This window comes from Nannocystis exedens, assembly GCF_002343915.1.
Taxonomy (GTDB): Bacteria; Myxococcota_A; Polyangia; order Nannocystales; family Nannocystaceae; genus Nannocystis; species Nannocystis exedens.
On record NZ_NETK01000001.1, the window covers coordinates 7,270,097 to 7,292,463 of the forward strand.

At 72.7% G+C, this 22,367-nt stretch carries 21 protein-coding genes; 14 read left to right on the forward strand and 7 right to left on the reverse strand.

The features are described from left to right. Entirely contained in the window at positions 1-510 is a 510-nt protein-coding gene (locus tag NAEX_RS28635) for a hypothetical protein (protein ID WP_096330657.1), read from the forward strand. 108 nt (positions 511-618) lie between these two features. Further along, the gene (locus NAEX_RS28640; RefSeq protein ID WP_143140361.1) at positions 619-1,068 is read left to right on the forward strand and encodes a hypothetical protein; all 450 of its coding nucleotides are present in this window, start codon (positions 619-621) and stop codon (positions 1,066-1,068) included. 173 nt (positions 1,069-1,241) lie between these two features. Here the strand turns inward: NAEX_RS28640 and NAEX_RS28645 are convergent, their stop codons facing one another. Both NAEX_RS28645 and NAEX_RS28650 read right to left on the reverse strand, forming a co-directional pair. Beyond that, positions 1,242-2,006 carry a carbon-nitrogen family hydrolase gene (locus tag NAEX_RS28645; RefSeq protein ID WP_096330659.1) on the reverse strand — a complete coding sequence of 255 codons (765 nt, stop codon included), beginning with the start codon at positions 2,004-2,006 and terminating at the stop codon, positions 1,242-1,244. Between the two features lie 45 nt (positions 2,007-2,051). Beyond that, the gene (locus NAEX_RS28650; protein WP_096330660.1) at positions 2,052-3,248 is read right to left on the reverse strand and encodes a methionine aminotransferase; all 1,197 of its coding nucleotides are present in this window, start codon (positions 3,246-3,248) and stop codon (positions 2,052-2,054) included. A gap of 30 nt (positions 3,249-3,278) precedes the next feature. Between NAEX_RS28650 and NAEX_RS28655 the strand changes: the two genes are divergently transcribed. Next, positions 3,279-4,607, forward strand: a complete 1,329-nt coding sequence (locus tag NAEX_RS28655; protein ID WP_211302490.1) for a pyridoxal phosphate-dependent aminotransferase — start codon at positions 3,279-3,281, stop codon at positions 4,605-4,607. A gap of 355 nt (positions 4,608-4,962) precedes the next feature. Here the strand turns inward: NAEX_RS28655 and NAEX_RS28660 are convergent, their stop codons facing one another. Then, positions 4,963-6,153, reverse strand: coding sequence for a hypothetical protein (locus NAEX_RS28660; protein WP_096330661.1), 1,191 nt, complete (start codon positions 6,151-6,153; stop codon positions 4,963-4,965). A gap of 187 nt (positions 6,154-6,340) precedes the next feature. On the opposite strand from NAEX_RS28660, the gene NAEX_RS28665 reads away from it, so the two are divergent. The 10 genes from NAEX_RS28665 to NAEX_RS28710 all read left to right on the forward strand — a co-directional run bounded on the left by NAEX_RS28665 (position 6,341) and on the right by NAEX_RS28710 (position 18,771). Further along, positions 6,341-7,471: a glycosyltransferase gene (locus NAEX_RS28665; RefSeq protein WP_096330662.1), complete on the forward strand. Its 1,131-nt coding sequence runs from the start codon at positions 6,341-6,343 to the stop codon at positions 7,469-7,471. Next, positions 7,468-8,241, forward strand: coding sequence for a glucose-1-phosphate cytidylyltransferase (gene rfbF / locus NAEX_RS28670; RefSeq protein WP_096330663.1), 774 nt, complete (start codon positions 7,468-7,470; stop codon positions 8,239-8,241). The genes NAEX_RS28665 and rfbF overlap by 4 nt, the downstream gene beginning before the upstream one ends. A 1-nt stretch (position 8,242) precedes the next feature. Further along, positions 8,243-9,220, forward strand: coding sequence for an NAD-dependent epimerase/dehydratase family protein (locus NAEX_RS28675; RefSeq protein ID WP_096330664.1), 978 nt, complete (start codon positions 8,243-8,245; stop codon positions 9,218-9,220). Beyond that, positions 9,217-10,047, forward strand: a complete 831-nt coding sequence (locus NAEX_RS28680; protein WP_096330665.1) for an NAD-dependent epimerase/dehydratase family protein — start codon at positions 9,217-9,219, stop codon at positions 10,045-10,047. The genes NAEX_RS28675 and NAEX_RS28680 overlap by 4 nt, the downstream gene beginning before the upstream one ends. A 128-nt stretch (positions 10,048-10,175) precedes the next feature. After that, positions 10,176-10,829 carry a methyltransferase type 11 gene (locus tag NAEX_RS28685; protein WP_096330666.1) on the forward strand — a complete coding sequence of 218 codons (654 nt, stop codon included), beginning with the start codon at positions 10,176-10,178 and terminating at the stop codon, positions 10,827-10,829. Between the two features lie 2 nt (positions 10,830-10,831). Then, on the forward strand, positions 10,832-12,322 hold the full coding sequence (locus NAEX_RS28690; RefSeq protein WP_096330667.1) for an oligosaccharide flippase family protein: 1,491 nt from the start codon (positions 10,832-10,834) through the stop codon (positions 12,320-12,322). 10 nt (positions 12,323-12,332) lie between these two features. Beyond that, a complete protein-coding gene (locus tag NAEX_RS28695; RefSeq protein WP_096330668.1) occupies positions 12,333-12,986 on the forward strand; it encodes an RNA polymerase sigma factor in 654 nt (217 codons plus the stop codon). A gap of 72 nt (positions 12,987-13,058) precedes the next feature. Further along, the gene (locus NAEX_RS28700) at positions 13,059-16,598 is read left to right on the forward strand and encodes a WD40 repeat domain-containing serine/threonine protein kinase (RefSeq protein WP_096330669.1); all 3,540 of its coding nucleotides are present in this window, start codon (positions 13,059-13,061) and stop codon (positions 16,596-16,598) included. A 325-nt stretch (positions 16,599-16,923) separates the two neighbouring features. Continuing rightward, complete coding sequence (locus tag NAEX_RS28705; protein ID WP_096330670.1) at positions 16,924-17,553, forward strand: GIDE domain-containing protein; 630 nt, start codon at positions 16,924-16,926, stop codon at positions 17,551-17,553. A 267-nt stretch (positions 17,554-17,820) separates the two neighbouring features. Next, a complete protein-coding gene (locus tag NAEX_RS28710) occupies positions 17,821-18,771 on the forward strand; it encodes a ketopantoate reductase family protein (RefSeq protein ID WP_245913969.1) in 951 nt (316 codons plus the stop codon). A gap of 68 nt (positions 18,772-18,839) precedes the next feature. Here the strand turns inward: NAEX_RS28710 and NAEX_RS28715 are convergent, their stop codons facing one another. Further along, positions 18,840-19,178, reverse strand: coding sequence for a hypothetical protein (locus NAEX_RS28715; protein ID WP_096330672.1), 339 nt, complete (start codon positions 19,176-19,178; stop codon positions 18,840-18,842). A gap of 132 nt (positions 19,179-19,310) precedes the next feature. Further along, a complete protein-coding gene (locus tag NAEX_RS28720) occupies positions 19,311-19,730 on the reverse strand; it encodes a hypothetical protein (protein ID WP_143140362.1) in 420 nt (139 codons plus the stop codon). Between the two features lie 232 nt (positions 19,731-19,962). On the opposite strand from NAEX_RS28720, the gene NAEX_RS28725 reads away from it, so the two are divergent. Further along, a complete protein-coding gene (locus NAEX_RS28725) occupies positions 19,963-20,463 on the forward strand; it encodes a hypothetical protein (protein ID WP_143140363.1) in 501 nt (166 codons plus the stop codon). Positions 20,464-20,614: 151 nt separating this feature from the next. On the opposite strand, the gene NAEX_RS28730 is transcribed toward NAEX_RS28725, so the two are convergent. Together NAEX_RS28730 and NAEX_RS28735 are read right to left on the reverse strand one after the other, a co-directional pair. Further along, positions 20,615-21,214 carry a class I SAM-dependent methyltransferase gene (locus tag NAEX_RS28730; protein ID WP_096330675.1) on the reverse strand — a complete coding sequence of 200 codons (600 nt, stop codon included), beginning with the start codon at positions 21,212-21,214 and terminating at the stop codon, positions 20,615-20,617. A gap of 33 nt (positions 21,215-21,247) precedes the next feature. Further along, positions 21,248-22,363: a glycosyltransferase family 2 protein gene (locus NAEX_RS28735; protein ID WP_096330676.1), complete on the reverse strand. Its 1,116-nt coding sequence runs from the start codon at positions 22,361-22,363 to the stop codon at positions 21,248-21,250. Positions 22,364-22,367 lie beyond the last annotated feature (4 nt).

Sequence of the window (22,367 nt, forward strand, 5' to 3'; positions counted from 1 at the left end):
ATGCTGCAACGGACATGGCTCTTGGGACTGGCTCTCGCCGCGGGCGTCGCCGGCTGCAACAAGTCGTCGGGCATCTGCATGAACGCGAATTGCGAGGCCTCGGTGCCGGTCGCGGTGGTCGACGACGGCCAGCCCGGCGGGCAGCTGCGGGCCGGGGCGTACACGTTCCGGGTGAGCACCGACTACGCCGAGAAGGCGTGGAGCTGCACGCTGCCGGCCGACGACTGCGCGCTCGACTTCTTCACCGACTTCGCCGACGGCGAGGACGACGGCACCCTGTCGATCATGGCCCGCGCCGGCGAGACCGGGCTCGAGATCGAGGTGCTCGAGACCCGCGGCAACATCTGGAGCGGCCCGGCGAAGTTCATGGTCGCGGTCGAGCGCGACGGCGAGGCGGTGGTCGAGGAGACCTTCGAGCCGCGCTACGAGGAGCCGCTGGTGCCCGACGCGTGCGCGGTGTGCCTGAAGCGCAAGGGCCGCGACCTCGTGGTCCACGTGCCGGCCGAGTAGGGCGTCCCGCCGGCTGGCCGGGCGTCCCGCGGGCGGGACGGCGGCGGAGCGGGGCGGCGCGAAAGGACAGGGGATTTCGCGGGCGGCGCGGCGTGCATGGCCCCGCGGGTGTGCGCCTCGCCCGTCGATCCCGTCCTCGAACTGCTGCAACGCCGGCCCGAGCTGGTCGTCCACGCGCTGCACCGCCTGCTCGGCTGGGAGCTCGAGCAGCCGGCCCGGGCCGAGCTCGTCGACGTCGGCGACACCCAGCTCCACGCCCACGGCCACGAGTGGGCGGCCGACCTGGCGTTCGCGCTCCACCGGATCGGCGGGCCCTCGACGTGGCTGGCGGTGGTGGTCCCCCCGGCGCGCGAGGAGCAGGCGCGGGCCTACCTGTGGCCGTGCTACGCGGCCCTGCTCGGGCTGCGCCGGGGCGGCCCGGCCGGGCTGCTGGCGATCGTCGGCGACGAGGACGTGGCGTGGGCGCGGCAGACGGTCGCGTGCGGCTTCGGAGCGCTGACGTTCACGCCGCTGGTGGTCACCCGCGCCGCGCTGCTGGCGCTCGGCGAGGATGCCTGATGGGACATGTCTGTCCGGACAGGTCTAATCCGACGCCGGCCGGAGCGTGGGTGGCGAGCCGCGCGGAATGGCCTGGTCCCGATGCGCCAGGTCGAGTGGGCAGCGACCGCCAGGCGGCGCGGCGGCCGCAGCGCGCATATGTCCGCGGGGACAGGTCGGGCGCGGCGGCGCGGTCAGGGCTTGCGCCTGTCCTTGAGGACAGGGAAGCGCTCGCGCGCGTCGCGGACGACCTCGGCGCGGACGTCGGCGAGCACCATGGTCTCGCCGCCGGCGGCCGCCGCGAGCACCTCGCCCCAGGGGTCGACGATGCGGCTGTCGCCGCTGTAGTCGAGGCCGTTGCCGTGGCCGACGCGGTTGACGCCGACGACGTAGGCCTGGTTCTCGATCGCCCGGGCCTGCAGCAGCGTGGTCCAGTGGTGGCGCCGGCGCTCGGGCCAGTTGGCGACGACGACGTAGGCGTCGGTCTGCTCGGCGCGGCCCCAGAACTCGTCGGCGAAGCGGAGGTCGTAGCAGACGAACAGGGTGCAGCGCAGGCCGTCGACGTCGACGGTGATGTGGTCGCTGCCGGCGCCGTAGTGCTCGTGCTCCTTGGCGAACGAGAACGGGTGGATTTTGCGGTAGCGGACGACCTGGCCGTGCGGGCTGGCGAGCACGAGCGTGTTGTAGGGCTTGGACTCGCCGTGCGGCACCTCGGGCACGCTGCCGCAGATCCACAGGTCGTGCTGGCGCGCCTGGTGCTCGAGGAAGCGGGTCGAGGGGCCGCCCGGCGGCTCGGCGATCTTGGCGGTCGTCATCGAGAAGCCGCAGGCGAACATCTCCGGCAGCACCACCAGCTTGGCGCCCGCGGCGGCCGCCGCGGCCACCCACGGGCGCAGGCGGGTGAAGTTGGCCTCCGGGTCCTCCCACGCGATGTCGCTCTGGATCGCCGCGATCTTCATGCTCCGGTCCTCCTGCGTGCTGTCCTTCGGGTCATGTTGGATAATCTATCCGGCCGCGCTCGCCAGCGGCGCGCGGCGCGGCAGCTTCTGCAGGCGACGCAGGCCCTCGTCGAGCACGTCGTCGGTCTTGCAGAAGGCCCAGCGCACGAGGTGACGGCCGGCCGCCGGGTGCTCGTAGAACGACGACGGCGGGATCGCGGCGACGCCGACCTGCTCCGGCAACATGCGGCAGAACTCGACGTCGTCGGCGTACCCGAGCGGGCGGATGTCGGTCATGACGAAGTACGTGCCGGCCGGCGCGAGCACGCCGAAGCCGAGCTCGCGCAAACCCTGGCACAGGCGATCGCGGCGCGCGCGGTACTCGGCGATGAGGCCGGCGAAGAAGGCGTCGTCGGCGACGAAGGCCCTGGCGAGCGCGTGCTGGAACGGCGTGGCCGTGCAGAAGGTCACGAATTGGTGCGCACAGCGAATCGCGGCGCTGAGCGCCGGAGGCGCGCACGTGTGTCCGACCTTCCAGCCGGTGAAGCTGAAGGTCTTGCCCGAGGAGGAGATCAGCACGGTGCGCTCGCGCATCCCGGGCAGCGTCGCGAGCGGCACGTGCGAGCCCTCATACACGAGGTGCTCGTACACTTCGTCGGTGATGGCGATGAGGTCGAAGCGCTTGCAGAGGCCCGCGATATGCTCGAGCTCGCCGCGCGCAAAGACCTTCCCCGTGGGGTTGTGCGGGCTGTTCAGCAGAATTGCCCGGGTCTTGGGGGTTATGGCGGCCTCGAGCTCCTCGGGGCGGTACGCGAAGTCGGGCGCGTGCAGCGTGACGACCTTCGGGACGGCCCCGGCCATGGTGACGCTGGCGCGATAAGAGTCGTAGAAGGGCTCGAACAGCACGACCTCGTCGCCGGTGTCGCACAGCGCTTGCAGCGTCGCGCAGATGGCCTCGGTCGCGCCGGAGTACACGGTGACCTCACTGTCAGGATCGTACGAGAGGTCGTAGAAGCGCTGCTGGTGCGCCGCGATCGCGCGATTCAGCTCGGGCAAGCCGCTCATGCGGCAGTACTGGTTGGCGCCGGCGCGGATCGCAGCGATCGCGGCCTCTTTGATGAAGTCGGGTCCATCGAAGTTGGGGAAGCCCTGGCCGAGGTTGACCGCGCCAAATTGGATCGCAAGGCGCGTCATCTCGGTGAAGATCGTGGTGCCGAATCCTTGGAGGCGGGCTGTGAGGTGCGGCTGGCGGGCGCTGCTCATGGGCCGCGGGAGTGTGGCATAGTTGTAGCGATGCAGGACGTCCAGAGCGCGCAGACCGACCTCACCGCCCACGCCAACGACGCGGGTCCCGACCCGGCCGCCCGCCTGTCGAAGATGGCCGGGGCCCTGGTCGGCTCGGAGATCCTCAAGATCGCGGCCGAGATCCGCGCGCTGATGGGTCAGGGCGTCCCGGTCTGCAACCTCACGGTCGGCGACTTCAGCCCCAAGCAGTTCCCGATCCCCGAGGTCCTGCAGCAGGCGATCCTGCGGGCCCTCGAGCGCAGCGAGACCAACTACCCGGCGGCCAACGGCCAGGCCGAGCTGCGCCAGGCGATCCAGCGCTTCTACGAGCGCGAGCTCGGCCTGCGCTATCCGCTCGACAGCTTCCTCGTCGCCGGCGGCGCCCGCCCGGTGATCTACGGCGTCTACCGCACCGTGGTCGACGCCGGCGACACCGTGATCTATCCGGTGCCGAGCTGGAACAACAACCACTATGTCCACATGTGCGGCGCGCGCGGCGTGCCGGTCGTGTGTGGCCCCGAGACCCGGTTCCTGCCCACCGGCGATGCGCTGCTGTCCGAGCTGCCGTCGGCGCGCCTGGTGTGCCTCAACTCGCCGCTCAACCCGACCGGCACGGCCATCAGCGCCGACGCGCTGCGCGGCATCTGCGACGCGATCCTGGCCGAGAACCGCAAGCGGGAGCAACGCGGCGAGCGGCCGGTCTACCTGATGTACGACCACATCTACTGGATGCTGCGCTTCGGCGACACGCAGCACGTCACGCCGCCGGGGCTGCGCCCGGAGATGGCCCGCTACACCGTGTTCGTCGACGGCATCAGCAAGGCGTTCGCGGCCACCGGCCTGCGCGTCGGCTGGGCCGTCGGCCCGGTCGACATCATCAAGCAGATGTCGGCGGTGCTCGGCCACGTCGGCGCCTGGGCCCCGCGCCCGGAGCAGATGGCGACCGTCGACCTGCTCAGCGACAGCAAGGCGATCCACGCCTACGCGAGCAAATTCCTGCAAGGCCTCGACCGCCGGCTCGAGCTGCTCCACACCGGCTTCCAGGGGCTGAAGAAAGACGGCCTGCAGGTCGACAGCATCCCGCCGATGGGCGCGATCTACCTGACCGTGCGCATCAACCCGTTCGGCCGCCGCACGCCCGCAGGCCAGGTGCTGCAGTCGAACGAGGATGTCCGCAAGTACATGCTCACCGACGCCGGCATCGGCATCGTCCCGTTCCAGGCGTTCGGCGTGCCCGGCGACGAGGGCTGGTTCCGCCTCAGCGTCGGCGCGGTCTCCGAAGAGGAGATCAAGGCGGCCCTGCCCCGCCTCGCCCGCGCGATGCAGGCGCTCACCTGAGCTGCTCGAAGGGGCAGGTCGGCGGCCTGTCCGAACGGGCAGGCGGAGGCGCGGCGCTCATCAAGGGTGAGGGGTCATCGAGCTCCGGCGCGGGCTGACCGACGGGCGCGCGATGGCCGAAGGGCCGGGCGAGGCCGAGAGCGCGCCAGCTCGGAGCGGTGGCAAGTCGGCGAGCCCGGCGGACCCGGCGGACCGAAGGAGCAGGCGAGGCCGAGAGCGCGGCGGCCCGGGGCGGCGGGGCCGGCGGGCGCGGGCTGACCGAAGGGGGCAGGCGAGAGCGCGCCGCTCGGCGCGGTGAGTGGTTGCCGAGGCCGGCAGTCGTCAGTCTGACCGAAGGGGCAGAGCCGCGGGTCGTTTATCGACAGGACATGTCCTTCAGAGCATGTCCCGGCGAGCGATTCGGGCGCTCAGGCGCTGCGGATCCCGTGGCGGGCCAGGACCTCGACGAACGCGGCGACGTGCGAGCGGCGCTTGCGGAAGGGCGAGGGGGCGGGGAGGGGTTGGTCGTGGGGTAGACGACCGGGCCGCCGGCGAGGGCCTCGCCGATCGCGGGGCGGATGTCGGTGGTCGCGGCGCCGCGCAGGTCGACGCGCGCGAGCAGGGCCCGCATGGCCGGGCCGTGGTAGGCCGAGAGCACCAGCGCGTCGGTGATCTCCTTGAGCAGCGACATGTTGCCGCCCTGCCACATGCCGCCGCGGTAGTAGCAGGTCCACGAGAACAGGCTCTGGCCGGCGTCGGTGTCGGCCAGGCCGCGCAGGCCGGGGAGGGCCCGCAGGCGCGCGAGCGCGAGCGAATGGTTGTAGGTGCGCCACTTCGGCGTGGTGAAGGCGTCGGCCATGGCGCCGACCCAGAAGATGGCGCGCCGCTCGAAGCGGCCGGCGAGCTCGCGCAGCTCGGCGACCCATCGCACGTGATCGAGGCCGATCCGGCAGGCGTTGACGGCGATCTCGCTGTCGAGCAAGGAGGCGTCGCGGTCGACGAGCTCGACGACGTCGATGCCGAGCCGGTTGTCGCGCACGAACTGCTGCACGAGCGGGAAGTTGGGCCGCGCGCTGACGGCGATCACCGGGTTCTTCCACGGCAAGAGCAGCAGGTTGAGGCTGTCCTTGCCGCCGCACAGGACGAGGTTGACGAAGCCGGGGTGCCGCGCCTCGACGCGGGCGACGTCGCTGCGGGTCGCGGCGGCGAAGGTGGCGACGTACTCGCGCGGGTCCGACAGCTCGAGGGTCGAGAGCTCGGGGCAGCCGACGCGACGCACGCGGCGATCGATCGTGGCGTTGGTGGCGAGGTAGCGGACGGCGGCGCCGACCTGGCGGGCGACGTCGCCGTCGAGCTCGAGCGCGCCCTTGTGGACGATCAGCGGCAGCGGCGAGGTCGCGTAGAGGTCGCCGCTGCGGTAGACCGGGTAGAACATCGGCGGCGGCCCGCGCAGGCGCTCGGCCTGCCAGACGACCGGACCGGGCGTGAGCCACAGGTCTTCCTCGTCGATCTCGGGCTGCCGGCGCAGCTCCCAGGCGTTCTTGGTGGTGAGCTCGGGCAAGATCATCGCAGGTCCTCAGGCGTGCGCGTGGAGGGCGTCGAGCACGGGCATCGTGGTGCTCCGCGCGATACCAGAGCCCGGCGAGGACCGCGTGCCGAGGGGGCTCCGGAGGGCGTGCGGCAAGTCATGGGCGCGCGCGGCCGGTTGACACCCTCGCGCGCCGGAGCGTACGTTCGCGGCCGTTTCGCTCGGCATGTCGACCTCGCCGACCGTCGGCTTTGTGCGCCACGAATTCCTGCCGCCGTCGGAGACGTTCATCTACACGTCGATGCGGTCGCTGCAGCGCTACACGGTGCGCGTGTTCGCGGTCGAGCGGCTGTCGCGCGAGAAGTTCCCCGACGGCGAGGTGACGGCGCTGCGCGACCAGCCGCTGGGCGCGCTCGAGGCGCTGCTGTACCGCGCGACGACGCTGTCGCCGCGGCTGTCGCGGTGGGCCCGCGGGGTGTCGCTGATCCACGCGCACCTCGGGCAGACGGGAGCCCACGCGCTGCTCACGGCGACGCGCAGCGGGCTGCCGCTGGTGACCAGCTTCTACGGCAAGGACGTGACGGTCCGCGGCTCGCGGCTGCGGCTGCTGCCGGCCTACTGGCACTTCGCCGCGCTGGCGCCGGCGCTGTTTCGCCGCGGCGACCGCTTCCTCGCGCTGTCACAGCACATGCGCGGCCAGCTGGTCGCCCAGGGCTGTCCCGAGAGCAAGATCCGCGTGGTCCCGCTCGGGGTCGACCTGTCGCGGTTCCAGCCGGCGCCGCGGGCCGGGCGGCCGCGCACGCGGGTGCTGATGGTCGGCCGCGAGGTCGAGAAGAAGGGCTTCGATGATGGGCTGCGCGCGTGCGCGGAGGCGCGTGCGGCCGGGGCTGACCTCGAGGTCATGCTCCTGGGGACAGGTTCGGCGGGGGCCGGGCCGCTGCGCGCGCTGGCCGAGTCGCTGCGGCTCGACGTGACGTGGGCGGCGCCGACGACGGCTGTCCCTGCGGCCATGCAGGAGGCGGACGTGCTGCTGGTGCCGAGTCGGACGGCCCGCGACGGCGACCAGGAGGGCACGCCGACGGTGATCTGCGAGGGCTCGGCGGCCGGGCTGCCGATCGTGGCGACGCGCCACGCGGGGATCCCGGAGCAGGTCGAGCACGAGCGGACGGGGCTGCTGGCGGAGGAGCGCGACGTCGCCGGGCTGGCGGGGCACCTGGTGCGCCTGTCCCGAAGCGCAGACGAGCGGCGCGCCCTCGGCGAGGCCGGGCGGCGCAAGATGCAGGCGGAGTACAGCGTGGAGGCCCACCGCGAGCGCCTCCAGGCGGTCTACGACGAGGTCCTGGGGAGGTCGCGATGAAGGTCGTCATCCTGTGCGGGGGCAAGGGGACCCGCTTCAAAGAGCAGACGGAGCTCCGTCCCAAGCCGATGATCGAGGTCGCGGGGCGGCCGATCCTCTGGCACATCATGAGCTACTACGCGTCGTTCGGGTTCGACGACTTCGTGCTGTGCCTCGGCTACCGCGCCGAGGTGATCAAGCGCTACTTCCTCGACTTCGCGGCGCTGTCGGGCGACTTCACGGTCGACCTCGGGCAGGGCGGCAAGCTGACGCTGCACAACCCGCCCGAGGCGCGCTGGCGCGTGACCTGCGTCGACACCGGCGAGGAGGCGATGACCGGGGCGCGGCTGCGCCGCGTCGGCCGCCACCTCGACGAGGAGGACTTCATGCTGACCTACGGCGACGGCCTGTGCGACGTCGACCTGAAGGCGCTGCTGGCGTTCCACCGCAGCCACGGGAAGATCGGGACGGTCACCGGGGTGCGGCCGCAGAGCCGCTTCGGCGAGCTGCTGACCGACGGCGACCGCGTCGACCGCTTCAGCGAGAAGCCGGCCGTGACCGAGGGCTGGATCAACGGCGGCTTCTTCGTGTTCCGCAAGGCGATGCTCGAGTACGTGCGCGACGACGACGCCTGTACGCTCGAGCGCGAGCCGCTCGAGCAGCTCGCGGCCGACGACCAGCTCCGGGTCCACCGCCACGAGGGCTTCTGGCAGTGCATGGACACCTACCGCGACCTGCAGCTGCTCGAGCGCGCGTGGGCCGGCGGCGCGGCGCCGTGGAGGAAGTGGTAACATGTCCTTTTGGACAGACAAGAACGTGCTCGTCACCGGCGCGACCGGGCTGCTCGGCAGCCACATGGTCGAGGAGCTGTTGGCCCGCGGGGCGGCGCCGGTGTGCCTGGTCCGCGACGGGGTGCCGCGCAGCCTGTTCCACGGCCGCGGGCTCGACCGCCGCTGCGTCAGCGTGCAGGGCCAGCTCGAGGACTACGCGCTGCTCGAGCGGGTGATCAACGAGCACGAGATCGAGGCGGTGTTCCACCTCGGGGCGCAGACGATCGTCGGCACGGCCGGGCGCAACCCGCTGTCGACGTGGGAGGCCAACGTCCGCGGCTCGTACAACCTGCTCGAGGCGTGCCGCCGCAACGAGCGCAAGGTCCGGCGGGTCGTCGTCGCCAGCTCCGACAAGGCCTACGGCGACCAGCCGGTGCTGCCGTACACCGAGGAGTCGCGGCTCGAGGGCCGCTTCCCCTACGACTGCTCGAAGAGCTGCACCGACCTGATCGCCCGCTGCTACTTCGACAGCTACCAGCTCCCGGTGTGCGTGACCCGCTGCGGCAACCTGTTCGGGCCCGGCGACCTCAACTGGAACCGCATCATCCCCGGGACGGTGCGCTCGGTGGTCCGCGGCGAGCGGCCGATCGTGCGCAGCGACGGGACGTTCGTGCGCGACTACGTGTACGTCGGCGACGCGGTGGCGGCGTACCTCGAGCTGGCCGAGCAGATGGACCGACCGGAGGTGGTCGGCGAGGCGTTCAACTTCTCCGACGAGCGGCCGCAGAGCGTGCTCGAGATCGTCGACCGCGTGCTCGGCCACATGGACGCGCGCCACCTGCCGCCGGTGATCCTCGGCGAGGCGTCGCGGGAGATCCGCGCGCAATTCCTGTCGTCCGAGAAGGCGCGCCGGGTGCTCGGCTGGCGCCCGCGCCACGGGCTCGACGAGGGGCTGCAGCGCACGATCGCCTGGTACCGCGAGCTGCTGGGGGCGGCGTGACGGCGGTCGCGATCGGCGGCGGCGGCGGCTTCATCGGCCGCGCCGTCGCGCGCGCGCTCGCCGGGGCGCCGGTGGTCGCGTTCGGTCGCGAGGGGCTGTCGGAACGGACATGTCCGGAAGTACACGCGCTGATCTGGGCCGGCGGCCGGCGCGACGGCGACGAGGCGGCGCTGGCCGAGATGCACGTGGCGGCGCCGCTGCGGGCGCTGTCGGCGGCGGCGGCGCGCGGGGCCCGGCGGGTGGTCTACGTCAGCACCGGCGAGGTGTACGGGCTGCAGCCGGTGCCGTTCGTCGAGGACGCGCAGCGGCTCGGCGACACGCCGTACGCGCGGGCGAAGATCCGCGGCGAGGACGAGGTCCGCGCGGCGGCGGCCCGGCTCGGGCTCGAGGCGATCGTCGTCCGGCCCGGGGTGGTCTACGGGCCGGGTCAGCGCCCGGGCATGCTGATCCCGTCGCTGCTGGCGGCCCTGCGCGCCGGCCAGCGGTTCGCCTGCACGCCCGGCGAGCAGACCCGCGACTTCGTCCACGTGGGCGACGTGGGGCGCCTGCTGGCCCGCTGCACGGAGGACGGGGCGCCGGCGGGGGTCTACAACGCGGGCACGGGGGTCGAGTCGGCGGTGGCGATGGTGGTGCGCGCGCTGGCGTGGCGGCTCGGCCGCACGGACCTGGTCGACCTCGGCGCGCTGCCGTACCGCGGCAGCGAGGTGATGCGCTACGTGCTCGACCCGACCCGCGCGAAGGAGCGGCTCGGCTTCGTCGCCCAGGTCGCGCTCGCCGACGGGCTCGAGTCGGTGGCGAGCTGTCCCGAGGAGCAGGTCGGTGCTTGAGGCGGAGAGCAGACTCGGTGCCCGGTCGCGCCGATGGCGAGCTGTCCCTAGGAGCAGGTCGGTGCTCGCGGTCGAAGCGACGCGCGCGAAGGGCGAGTCCGTGGCGAGCTGTCCCGAGGAGCAGGTCGATGCTTGAGGTCGAGGCGCGGTGGCTGCGGGCGCGGCTGCAGGAGTTCTCCGACGCCGAGCTGTCGCCCTTATTAAACCTCGGCAGCAGCGACCTGCACTTTCGCACGGTCGTGCAGCCGTGGATCGACCGCGAGGTGTTCGCGCCGCTGCGGGCGCGCGGGGCGGCGATCGTCCACAGCGACCTGAAGACGCTGCCGGGGGTCGACATCGCCGCGGACGCGCTGAGCGAGGAGGGGCTCGCGCGGCTGCAGGCGGTCGGGGCGCGGGCGATCCTGTGCTGCAACATGCTCGAGCACGTGACCGACCGCGCGGCGCTGGCGGGGCGCCTGGCGGCCCTGGTGCCCGCCGGCGGGCTGCTGATCGTCACGGTGCCGTTCAGCTACCCGTACCACCCCGACCCGATCGACACGTACTATCGACCTGCCCCCCAGGACATGTCCCGCGAGCTGTTTCCGGCGCTGCGGCTGGTCCGCGCCGAGATCGTCGACGGGCCGACCTACGCGCCGGAGCTGCTGCGCCGGCCGTGGCTGATCGTCCGCGACGTCCGCAAGCTGGCTGGCCTTCAGGACAGCCCGAGCGGGACCGCGGGCTCGCGCCTGCGGTGGCTGGGTCGCCCCTACCGGGTCAGCTGCGCGGTGCTGCGGCGGGAGTGAGGATGTCGGAGCGCGAGGAGCAGGTCCGCGTCAACCAGAGCCTGGCGTGGGTCGGCACGGCGACCGCGCTGATGGGCGTGCTCGACGTGGCGACCAAGGCGGTGCTGCTGGCGATCTGGATCAGCCCCGAGGAGTACGGGGTGGCGACGCTGGCCCTGGCGGCGATCCCGATCCTCGACCTGGCGACGGAGCTCGGGCTGCCGGGGGCGCTGGTCCAGCAGGGCGACCACACGCCGGCCCGCCTGTCGACGGTGTTCTGGCTCAACCTGCTGCTGTCGCTCACGATCGTGGCGGCGATCTTCTTCGCCGTGGCGCCGCTGCTCGCCAGCCACTACCAGGCGCCGATCGTCGGCTGGATGCTGCAGGCGCACTGCGTCAAGCTGCTGCTGCAGAACCTGTACATGGTGCCGGGGGCGCTGATGATCCGCGAGCTGCGCTTCCGCGAGTTCTCGCTGATCCGCTTCCTCGCCAGCGTGGCCGAGAACGTGGCCCTGCTGGTGGCGGCGCCCCTGGTGGGGATCTGGTGCTTCATCGCCGGGGCGATCGGCCGCACGCTGGTGACGACGGCGGGGGTGCAGTACTTCCAGCCGTGGCTGCCGCAGTTGCTCTTCGACTGGCCGGCCACCCGCGAGGCGGTGCTGTTCGGGCTCAAGACCTCGCTCAGCCGGATCCTCTTCTTCGTCTACACCGGCCTCGACTTCTACATCGTCGGCCACTTCTTCGGCCGCGCGGCGCTCGGCCTCTACAAGGCCGCCGCCGACCTCGCGCTCGACCCGGCCCGCATCATCTCCACGGTGGTGGTGTCGGTCGCGTTCCCGGCGTTCTCGCGCGCGCGCGACCGGCCGGCCGCGCTGGCGGAACAATTCTTGAAATTGTCGCGGCTCAGCTTCATCGTCGTCGCCGGCTTCCTGGTGATCGTGGTGCCGGCGGCGCCCGACTTGTTGCTGCTGCTCGACGAGCGGTGGGTCCGGGCGGCGGCGGCCGTGCGGGTGCTGGCGATCGCGGCGCTGCTGCGGGCGGTCAGCGCCGTGGTGCCGCCGCTGCTCGACGGGGTCGGACGCCCGAGCCTGACGCTGACGTACATGGCGGTGGCGGCGGTGACGATGCCGCTGTGGTTCGCGATCGCGGCGATCCTGCTCGGCGGCTGGCTCGGCTACGCATCGGTGGCGTGGGCGTGGGTGATCGGCTACCCGGTGGCGTTCTGGGTGCTGCTCCGCTTCGCCCTGCGCCACCTGCAGCTCGGGGTCGGCCGCTACGTGAGGGCGCTGCTCCGCCTGTTCTTGTGGACAGGTCTGGCGATCGCCGCCGGCGCGGGGGTCCGCGCGCTGATGGAAGGCGCGGTGCCGCTGCCGCTGGTGCGCGCGCTGGTGACCGCGGGCGTGTCGATGGGGACGTTCCTGGCGGCCCTGGTGCTGGCCGAGGGGATCACGCCGCGCTCGGTGTCCGCGGCCCTGAAGCCGCCGCCGCGTGACGCGGGGCCGCCGATCGAGTAGAGGTGCAGGCATGGAACAGTCGGGCGACGACGACCTCGCGCTCCTCCGCGCCTGGCAAGCCGGGTCGACCGCGGCCGGCCGGGTGCTGGTAGCCCGCCATTACGCCAGCGTGTACCGGTTCTTCTTCGCCAAGGTGAGCGGCGACGCCTGCGAGGACCTGGCCCAGGGGACCTTCGAGGCGCTGTGCCGGCGCCGCGACGCGTACCGCGGCGGCTCGTCGTCGTTCAAGGGGTTCTTGTTCGGCATCGCCCGCAACAAGCTGCTCGAGTACATCCGCCACCGCTCGCGCCTGGGGCCGACGTTCGACCCGGCCGAGGACAGCGTGGTCGACCCGGCGACCGAGGGGTCGCTGTCGTCGCTGCTGGCGGACCGGCAGATCGAGCACGTGGTGTCGCAGGCGCTGCGCGGGCTCAGCCTCGACGACCGGATCGTGCTCGAGCTCAAGGAGTACGAGGGATTGACGGCCCGCGAGCTGGCCGAGCTGTTCGGGGTCCCGGGCGGGACGATGGCGGGACGGATCGCGCGCGCCCGCCAACGCCTGCGCGAGGCGACCGACCGGCTGCTGGCGCGACCTGACCTGAGAGACAGCCACGGCCGCGACCTCGACAGCGCGATGCGCAGCATCTTCGAGAAGATCGACGAGCACCTCCGCCGCCAGCGCTGAGCGCAACCGCGCGCGGACGCGTCGGTGCTTTTTTCGCCGATCAAAGTCGCCACATCCAGCACTCGACCGGTGATGCGTCCCGAGCTCCCGCCCCCGCCCGCGCCCGACCCCGCCGCCCTCGCGCAAGCCCAGGCGCGCCTGCTCGCCGAGCTGTCGCGGTTCGGGCGCGAGTCGACGGCGGGCGGAGAGGCGCACGGGTCGCGGTTCGGGCGCGCGTCGACGGCGGGCGGAGAGACGTCGGCGCGGGTGTCGTGGCTCGGGCCGCAGGGCGAGTGGGAGACGGGCCGCGAAGAGACGTCGAGCGGCGAGCGCTACCGCTTCGGGGCGGTGTTCGCCCGCGGCGGGCTGGGGGCGGTGCGCCGCGCCGAGGACCGCAAGCTCGGGCGCACGGTGGCGATCAAGGAGCTGCTGCGCTTCGACGAGCGGTCGGTCCAGCGGTTCGTGCGCGAGGCGGCGATCACGGCCCGCCTGCAGCACCCGGGCATCGTGCCGCTGTACGACCTCGGCCGCGGCGACGACGGGCGGCCGTTCCTGTGCATGAAGCTGGTCGAGGGCGCCTCGCTCGAGCAGCGGATCGCCGGCTGCGCCGACGTGCAGGCGCGGCTCGCCCTGGTGCCGCACGTGATCGCGGCGGCGGAGGCGATGGCCTACGCGCACCGCGAGGGGGTGATCCACCGCGACCTCAAGCCGGCCAACCTGCTGGTCGGCGAGTTCGGGGAGGCGGTGGTGATCGACTGGGGCCTCGCCAAGTACATGTCGCAAGAGACAGATCTGGCGAGCGCGAGCGACGGCGACGACCCGGCGATCTCCGACGTCACCGCGGCCGGCTCGCTGCTCGGGACGATCCGCTACATGCCGCCGGAGCAGGCCCGCGGCGAGGCTCTGGACGCGCGCACCGACATCTACGCGCTCGGGGCGGTGCTCTACCACGTGCTCGCCGGGGTGCCGCCGTTCCACGACCGCCGCGCGGCCGAGCTGATCCACGACGTGCTGGTCGGCCGACCGCGCCCGCTGGCGCAGCTGGTGCCCGAGGCGCCGCCGGCGTTGATCGCGGTGGTCGAAAAGGCCATGTCCAAACAGCCAGGCGATCGCTACGCCGACGCGGAGGCGTTCGCCGACGATCTGCGGCGCTACCAGGCCGGGCGGCTGGTCGGCGCGCACGCGTACTCGCTGGCCGAGGTCGGGCGGCTGTGGCTCCGGCGCCACCGCGCGGCGGCGACGGTGGCGGCGGCGTCGCTGGTCGCGCTGGCGGCGATCGGGGCGGTGGCGGTCGGACGGATCCGCGAGGCCCGCGACGTCGCCGAGGACCAGCGCGCGGCGGCCGAGACGGCGCAGGAGGTCGCCGAGGCGCGCGCGACCGAGGCCGAGGCCGCGCGCGCGACGGCCGACCGCCGCGCCGACGAGCTGCTGCTGGCGCAGGCGCGGCTGGCCGTCGAGGCCGACCCCTCGCAGGTGTTCCCGCTGCTGGCCCAGCTCGCGCCCGATCCGTCGCGCGACGGCGCGGTGCGGGCGCTGGCGCTGGCGGCCTGGAGACCCGGGGTCGCGGGGGCGCCGATGACGGGGCCGACGGGCCCGCTGATCGAGGGCATCAACCTGGCCGATGGGACATGGATCGCGGCTGGCCTCGAGGCGGTGTGGCGCTGGCGGCCGGGGGCGCTCGCGGGCGAGCGGCTGAGCGGGCGCGGGACGCTGGCGGTGACGCCCGATCGCCGCACGTGGGCCCATATCCACGTCGGCGCCGACGCGCAGCTGACGATCGAAATCCACCAGCTGGATCGCGCCGAGCCGCTGCGCTGGTCGGCGGGGAGGGACGAGCTGGTGAGCTTCTACCGCTGGGACCTGAGCCCGGACGGCGAGCTGCTGTGGGCCTGGCCGATGCGGTCCGCGCCGGCGTTCGAGTTCGAGGTGCGGACCGGGGCGCGGCGCGAGCTGCCCGGCCCGGACGCGCCGGCGGCGGTGGCCGGCCTGACGCTGCAGGGCACGCGCGACGGTCGCCGGCTGGCGGGGGCGCGCGACCAGACGCTGGTGGTGTGGGACCGCGAGACCGGGATGGTGGATGTCAGTCGTCACCCGTGCAAGCCGCTGCTGTACGCGCACGACTGGACGGCCGACGGGCGCGCGCTGGTGGTGAGGTGCGCGCGCGAGGATCTGCCCCACACGCTGTCGCCGGTCGAGCGCCAATTGGTGTGGCGGGCGGATGGGCCGCCGCGGCTGGTCGAGGCCGAATGGGCGGCGCCGGGGCGAGATGCCCTGGTGTTCGTCGCCCACCGCGACGGCGAGACGACCGCGTGGGCCGAAGACCCGGCGGGGCGGCGGTTGTGGACGCGAGATGTCCGAACGGACAGATCCGACGACTTCGTGATCGAGCCGCACACCAGCCGCGACGGGGCGCTGGTGCAGTGGGGCTTCGGGGTGTCGCTCGAGGTGATCGACGTGGCCAGCGGGACGCCGATCGCCTCGCGGCACTGGAGCGACGCGGCGGTCCTGGGCGACGGCGAGCTGCTGGTCGCCGACGCGGGCGGCTACCGCCGCGTCGTCGCCGGCGAGACGGCCTGGCAGTCGCGCCGGCCGGCGCCGGAGAAGCCGCTGCGGCAGGCCGTGCTGGCCCCCGGCGGCGGCTGGATGGTCGCGCAGGGCGAGGACGGGGTGCGCCGCGTCGACCTGCGCTCGGGCGCGGCAGAGGCGGCCGGCGAGGTCTGCGGGCGGTGGTCGGGGTCCGACCGCCTGGCGGCGGTCGCCGACGACGGCCGGGCGCTGGCGTTCGTCGGCGAGTATCGCGGCTGTCTTTGGGGACATGGCGGATGGGACACCTTCGAGCTGCCGAAGGACGAGCCGCGGGCGTGGGCGTTCGCGCCGGGGCGGCTGGCGATCGGCTTCTCGGGGGGCCAGGTCCACGAGTGGACGACGCCGGGGCGAGCGGCGCGGGCCCTGGAGGTCTGCGAGGACGTCCAGGACCTGCGGTACGCGCCGGACGGCGAGGTGCTGGCGGTGCAGGGGCAAGACGGCGCGGTGACGGTGATCGAGCGCGACAGTACGCTGCGCGCGCTGGTGGGGCCGCGGGCGGGCGAGCCCGGGTCGGTGCGCTCGAGCCTGGCGTTCGCGCCGACGGGCGCGACGCTGGCGGTGTACCGGCGCGGCGAGGCGGCGGTCGAGCTGTTCGACCTGGCCGGCGGCGCCGGTCTACGGCTCGGCGGGGCGTCGACGAGCCGAGACGCCGACGAGTCGGTGGTGTCGCGCTTCAGCCCGTCCGGGCGGACGCTGGCGGTGATGGACGGCGAGCTGCTGCAGGCGTGGTCGCTGGCGCGACCCGAGGCGCCGTCGCGGGTGACGGGCGTGCGCGGGCGAGACCTGGCGTTCCTCGACGAGCAGACGGTGGTGGTGACGCAGCTCGACGCCGGGCTGGCGATCGTCGACCTGGTGTCCGGCGCGGTGGTGCCGCTGCGCGCGGCCACAGGGGGCCGCGTACGGCCGCGGCTGGCGACGACCGCCGACGGGCTGGTGCTGCTGGCGGACAACGGCGAGGTGCTGCGCTTCACCGACCGCCTGCCCGCCGCCGGCGCGCCGCTCCACGCGTGGCTGCGGCAGATGGCTGGCCTCGAAGACATGCTCTGAAGGTCATGTCGAGAGACGCGATGTGCAGACGGCGCTCGCCCGAGGCCGGGGCGGGCGGAGGTGCCGGCCCGAGAGGCGGTCGACGAGGATGACCGCCGCTCGCTCGGGTGGTCCTTTGCCGAGGGTGCCTTGATATGTCTTGAAGGACATGTCTTTTCTTGCACGTCGAGCGGGCCGACCGCGATCGGGGTCGCGCGGGCGCGGGTGTCGCAGCTCGCCCACGCGCTCGCCGGAACGCGGGGCGCGGTCGCCCCGGCGTCGGACCGCTGCACCGGTCCGCGGCCGCGTCGGCGGTCGTCGGCGGCCGTGGTAGGATGGGCGCCCGATGCCTGTGCCGTTCTTCGCCGTCGCCGCCGCCGTCCTCGCCGGCGTGGGGCTGTCCTACGTGCTGTCGACCGACGTCCGGACGCGCCGGACGCTGAAGAAGCGGCCGGTGACGCCGATCCGCGGGCTCCGTGAGGGAGAGGTCGCGCGGGTGCGCGGGCGCGTGGTGGCGGGCGAGCGCGTGCTCGAGGCGCCGCTGTCCAACCGCGCGAGCGTGTACTACCTGGCGACGGTCGACCAGGAGACGGGCCGCAATCACTGGCGCGAGGTGGCCCGCGAGGAGCGCTACGTCGAGTTCGCGCTCGACGACGGGACGGGCCGGATCCAGGTGATCATGAGCGTGCCGCGGGTGGCGGTGGTCCGCGACCACCACACGCGCTCGGGCACGTTCGACGACGCGAGCGCGGTCGAGGAGGCGTTCCTGGCCCGCCACGGGCTCAAGAGCACGAACCTGCTCGGGCTCAACATCGCCATCCGCTACGACGAGGGGACGATCGAGCCGGGGGAAGAGGTGACCGCCCTCGGGCTCGTGCGTGCGGAGATCCGCGGCGGCCAGCGGGTGCTGGTGCTCGACGCGCCCGACGACGGGCCGCTGCTGCTGAGCGACGATCCCCGCGCGGTCCACGGGTGAGGCGTGCTTCCACGCGCCGCGCGAGGGCCCGCCGCTCAGCGCTGCCACGGGCGGCCGCGATGCCGCCACAGGTAGAAGGCGAGCACGGCCAGCAGGAGGCCGTTGTAGAAGGCGACGACGGCGAGGATCGAGAGGTGGAGAAGGCGGCCAGCGGCATGGGTTTGGCACCTCGGACGCGATGACGATGATTCGTCGCGGCCGCGCCGGCGCGCGAAGGTTTTTCGCCGGCTCACGTGACGTCGCGTGATGTGCTACACGCGTACCGTGATGCTCACGAGCGCGGCTTCTCCTCGAGCGATCTGGATCGTCGGCGCGGGCGCGGTCGGCCTGCACCTCGCGGCTCGCCTGCACGAGGCAGCCGCGGTGACGCTGGTCGCTCGCGGGCCGCGGGCCGCGGCGCTGGCGACCGAGGGCTTCGAGCTGACGGGGGCGGAGCAGCGACGGGCGTTCGTGCCGGTGGTGGACTTCGCGGCGGAGTGGTCGGTGCCGGCGGGCGCGATCGTGCTGGTCGCGGTCAAGGCGACGCAGCTGGCCGAGACGCTCGAGGTCCTGGCGCCGCGGCTGACGCAGGGGCAGGTGCTGGGGTTGTGCCAGAACGGGCTCGGGATCGCGGCGCTGGCCCGGCAGCGAGCGGCGGACGCGTCGCTGGTGCGGGTGGCCTGCTGGCTGGGGGCGGGGCTGGTCGGGCCGACGACGGTGCGGGTGGCCGGGGTGTTTCAGCTCGAGCTGGCGGCCGACGAGGAACCTGCTCGTTCGCACATGTCCGAACTGCAAGGTCTGCTGGCGGCCGCCGGCTACCCGGTGACGACCGCCGCGTCGGTCGCGGCCTGCGAGTGGCGCAAGTCGCTGTGGAACCTGGCGGTCAGCGGACCGTGCGCGCTGCTCGACGCGGCCAACGGGGCGATCCTCGACGTGCCGGAGCTGCGCGCGCTGGCCGAGACGCTGCTGGCCGAGGCGCGCGCGGTGGCGGCCGCGGACGGGGTGAAGCTGAGCGATGCCGATCTCGAGCGGGTGTTCGCGTCGACCGAGAAGACGCGCGCGAACGACAACGCGATGCTGCAGGACCTGCGACGCGGGGCGGCGACGGAGATCGCATTTTTAAATGGGGCGGTGGCGCGGCTGGCCGAGCGGCACGGGCTGTCGGCGCCGACGCACGCCGCGGTGGCGCGGCTCGTCGCGGCGCGCGAAGTGCTGGCGGGCGCGGTCCGACGCGAGTGACGCGCGGGCAGGGCGGCTTCGGCTGCTGACCCGGAGCGGTCTGTGACGGAGGCGGCGCCCGCTGCCAGTCAGATGGTGACCACCGCCTTGCATCCGAGCTCCTCGAGCGCGACCTTGTGACAGCTCGACAGGTCGGGCCTCGGCGTTCCGCCGAGGCACCGGCGAATGCAAATGTCGGGATTGGAGGAGCGATACACAACAGGCACGTGCCGTCCGTCCGTGCATAGACGAGACTCGGGAACGTCGGCCTCACGAGCGGCCTCCTCGCCGGGCTCTGAAGTATCTTCGGCCGGATTGGCGGCGATGGCGAGGACGCAGACGAGCGTGGCCTGGCCCAGAAACTGAATAACAGTTGCGAGTATCATGAACACGATCTCAATAGCTGCGAAATCTGCCGTGCGGCGCATGTTCCGTGCCGGGACGACACGCTCATAGTGGGTCAGTCATGGACCAGGCCGCAGGCGGCCCGAGCGGCGCGAGTCTGTAGCGAACAATCTCCAGTTCGTCGCTCGCGCCTCCGGGCCGCCGCGGATGACGGTTCAGCTCGAGACGATCGTGCGGCAACCGAACTCGGTGCGAGCGACCTCGTGGCAGCTGGGGTAGTGAATCGGCGCCTCTCCGCCGATCCGCTCGCGAACGCAAACGTCCGGATTGTTGGTCTCCCGCACCCGCCCCCACACCCGGCCGGTCGCGGAATCACCGGACATCGTGCAGAGCCGGCTGGCCCGCTCGGTGACGTCTTCGGTGGCCTCGTCGTCGGGCTCGGGGGCGGCGAGCTCGGGCTCGGTGAGGGCGAAGGTGCTGACGAGGGCGGCCTGCAGGACTTTGATGAAGAACAACATTGCACTGACTCCTTGTTTTGTGATCTTGGGTGTCAACAAAGCGCCGACGCAGCATTGCGGCGACGCGGTGATTCCCAGGTTGATAGGGGAATCCCCGGTCGTCCAGCGGGCGACCACGAAAAAGCTCGGGTATACGCAACCTTTATGGCGCGACGAGCGTGCGAGGTGCTTCCGCCTCAGCTTGCTCCTCGCAGGTGACCGCCGGTTCTGACGCGGTGTGGGCCGTCGGCGACGCGAACCGACGGGTGATGCCGCGACTGTTGAGACCGGGGCGCCGGCGGTCGTGTCTCGTCCGGTTGCACGCTGTACGTCGGCGAGCAGCGGCTCCGCGACGACAGCGGAGTCATGCGTGACGGCGATCGGCGCCGCTCGAATGAGCGTTCACGGATTGTGCAGAGTTTGCTCGCCGGCCGCGCAAATTTGCGGTCGTCCGCTGGACGCCCGCGCGATCGTCCGCATGATTGTGGCGATCGCCGAGCGGCGGAAAGGATGTACACGGACTATGTCGATTCTCGCTCTTGCCACCAATTCCTGCCTGTGGGCGCTGTGCGGCGCGTTCCTGGCGATCGCGGCCCCCCAGGCCCAGACCGGCGAGACTGCCGCGAGCGAGCGCGCCGCCGAGATCTCGGACGAACGCGACGCGCGGTCCGACTGGTACATCTGTACGGTGTCGGGCGCGAGCGACACCGGGCGAGTGTGGGGGCGGGTGCAGAAGCTGGCCAACGGCTATTGCATCCGCGACGTAGTGGGCGGCGAGGCGCCGCTCGACGTCTCGAGCTGTCACGAGGTCGCCACACTGCTCGAGTGCATGCACGCGCCCACGCTCCACGATCTCGCGGGTGAGGACTGACGCGACAGAGAGCGTCCGGACGCGTGACGAGCCCGCAAGGGAGCGGGGCGAGGGACGCCCGAGCCTGCGGGTCGACGCCGTGGCACGAAGCGCCGTGCTGCGTCGCTGTCTCTCTGGACCTGTCCTTGCGGGCAGCTCCGGTGCGTGCCTGTCAGTCGCGCGGGCGCGGGCGCGCCAGGACCATCGTCCACGGGAACACGCCGGGGGCGGCGAGGACCTCGAAGTCGCGGGCGAGGAAGCGGTGGAAGCCGGCGCGGCCCCAGTGGTTGACGTGCTCGGGGTCGTTGCCGAGGCGGGTGAGGTTCTTGCCGCGCATGAAGTTGAGGGCGCAGAAGAACGGCTCGCGCGGGACGCTGAGGAGGACGTGGCGGCGGGCCAGGCGGCGCAGGATCGGCAGCATCTGCGCGGGGGCGGGGATGTGCTCCAGGACCTCGAGCATCATCACCATGTCGAAGCTGCGGCCGTCGTCGACGAGCTGGCGCGCGTCCATGACGTCGAGCCGGGCGCGCTCGCCGATCCGGGCGCGCGCGTCGGCGATGGCGCTCCGGGACAGGTCGACGCCGGTGAACTCGGCGTCGATGCCGGCCTGCAGCAGGGCCTCGATCATGTAGCCCTCGCCGCAGCCGAGGTCGAGGATCGTCCGCGGCGCGGCCTGCCGCACCAGCGCCGCGGCCTCGCGCTTGAAGCGGGCGATGAGGGCGCGCTGGATCGGGTTCTTGCTCTCGTGCTTCTGCTTGTTGCCGCTGGTCATGCGGGTCCCGAGATCGTTGGGTCGTCGCGCACGTCAGCGGCGCACGGCCGGGTTGGCCGGGTTGGGCTTGCCGGCGACCGTGACGGTCCGCGCGTCCTCGCTGATCTCCTCGGCGGCCGAGACGGGCAGCTCGCGCCCGCTCATCGGCGGGGCCGAGGGGCCGAGCTGCGGGCTGGGCTGGGCGTAGATCGCGGCGCGGGTGGCCGCCGGCGCCTCGCGCTCGTCGCGGATCGAGAACACCTCCTGCGAGCGGATGGTGGTGCGCACGAGCAGCTCGCCGAGCAGGCCGACGCCGACGAACTGCATGGCCACGATGGTGAGCAGGACGCCGAGCGTGAGCAGCGGGCGCTCGCCGATCGCGTAGCCGAACATCCACAAGAAGCTGAGGTAGACCAGGATCAGGACGCCGAGGCCGCCGAGGACCATCCCGGGGATGCCGAAGAAGTGCAGCGGCCGGGTGCGGTAGCGCGTGACCAGCAGGACCGTCAGCAGGTCCATGAAGCCGTCGAACATCCGCTTGACGCCGTACTTGCTCTTGCCGTGCTTGCGCGCGCGGTGCTTGACGATCAGCTCCTCGACGCGGAAGCCCTTGTGGTGGGCGAGGACCGGCAGGAACCGGTGAAAGCCGCCGTAGACGGCCAGCTCGCGCACGCAGTCGGCCCGGTAGGCCTTGAAGCCGCAGTTGAAGTCGTGCAGCCGCACGCCCGACAGCCGGCTGACGACGGCGTTGAACAGCCGCGACGGCAAGGTCTTGTCGAGCGGGTCGTGCCGCCGCTTCTTCCACCCCGACACCAGGTCGGCGCCGGCCTCGATCCGCTTGACGAAGTCGTCGATCATCGCCGGATCGTCCTGCAGGTCGGCGTCCATGGTGATGACGATCTGCCCGCGCACCCGCTCGAAGCCGGCGGCCAGCGCCGACGACTTGCCGAAGTTGCGGCGGAAGTGGACGACCCGCGAGCGTGGGTCGCGCGCCGCGAGGTCGTCGAGCGCGTGCGCCGAGCCGTCGCGGCTGCCGTCGTCGATCCACAGCACCTCGTAGGTGCGCCCGAGCCGGGTGCAGGCGTCGGTCACCTGCGAGTGCATCTCGGGGATCGAGCGCAGCTCGTCGTACAGCGGGATGAGGATCGAGATGTAAGGCTGGTTGCTCAAGCGG

Coding starts and splice junctions, on each gene's coding strand:
- NAEX_RS28730 (WP_096330675.1), bottom strand. CDS start 21,214: ATGACCAGCGGCAACAAGCAGAAGCACGAGAGCAAGAACCCGATCCAG.
- NAEX_RS28715 (WP_096330672.1), bottom strand. CDS start 19,178: ATGCGCCGCACGGCAGATTTCGCAGCTATTGAGATCGTGTTCATGATA.
- NAEX_RS28690 (WP_096330667.1), top strand. CDS start 10,832: ATGTCGGAGCGCGAGGAGCAGGTCCGCGTCAACCAGAGCCTGGCGTGG.
- NAEX_RS28660 (WP_096330661.1), bottom strand. CDS start 6,153: ATGATCTTGCCCGAGCTCACCACCAAGAACGCCTGGGAGCTGCGCCGG.
- NAEX_RS28635 (WP_096330657.1), top strand. CDS start 1: ATGCTGCAACGGACATGGCTCTTGGGACTGGCTCTCGCCGCGGGCGTC.
- NAEX_RS28685 (WP_096330666.1), top strand. CDS start 10,176: ATGCTTGAGGTCGAGGCGCGGTGGCTGCGGGCGCGGCTGCAGGAGTTC.
- NAEX_RS28655 (WP_211302490.1), top strand. CDS start 3,279: ATGCAGGACGTCCAGAGCGCGCAGACCGACCTCACCGCCCACGCCAAC.
- NAEX_RS28700 (WP_096330669.1), top strand. CDS start 13,059: ATGCGTCCCGAGCTCCCGCCCCCGCCCGCGCCCGACCCCGCCGCCCTC.
- NAEX_RS28705 (WP_096330670.1), top strand. CDS start 16,924: ATGCCTGTGCCGTTCTTCGCCGTCGCCGCCGCCGTCCTCGCCGGCGTG.
- NAEX_RS28675 (WP_096330664.1), top strand. CDS start 8,243: ATGTCCTTTTGGACAGACAAGAACGTGCTCGTCACCGGCGCGACCGGG.
- NAEX_RS28695 (WP_096330668.1), top strand. CDS start 12,333: ATGGAACAGTCGGGCGACGACGACCTCGCGCTCCTCCGCGCCTGGCAA.
- NAEX_RS28645 (WP_096330659.1), bottom strand. CDS start 2,006: ATGAAGATCGCGGCGATCCAGAGCGACATCGCGTGGGAGGACCCGGAG.
- NAEX_RS28665 (WP_096330662.1), top strand. CDS start 6,341: ATGTCGACCTCGCCGACCGTCGGCTTTGTGCGCCACGAATTCCTGCCG.
- NAEX_RS28650 (WP_096330660.1), bottom strand. CDS start 3,248: ATGAGCAGCGCCCGCCAGCCGCACCTCACAGCCCGCCTCCAAGGATTC.
- rfbF (WP_096330663.1), top strand. CDS start 7,468: ATGAAGGTCGTCATCCTGTGCGGGGGCAAGGGGACCCGCTTCAAAGAG.
- NAEX_RS28710 (WP_245913969.1), top strand. CDS start 17,821: ATGCTCACGAGCGCGGCTTCTCCTCGAGCGATCTGGATCGTCGGCGCG.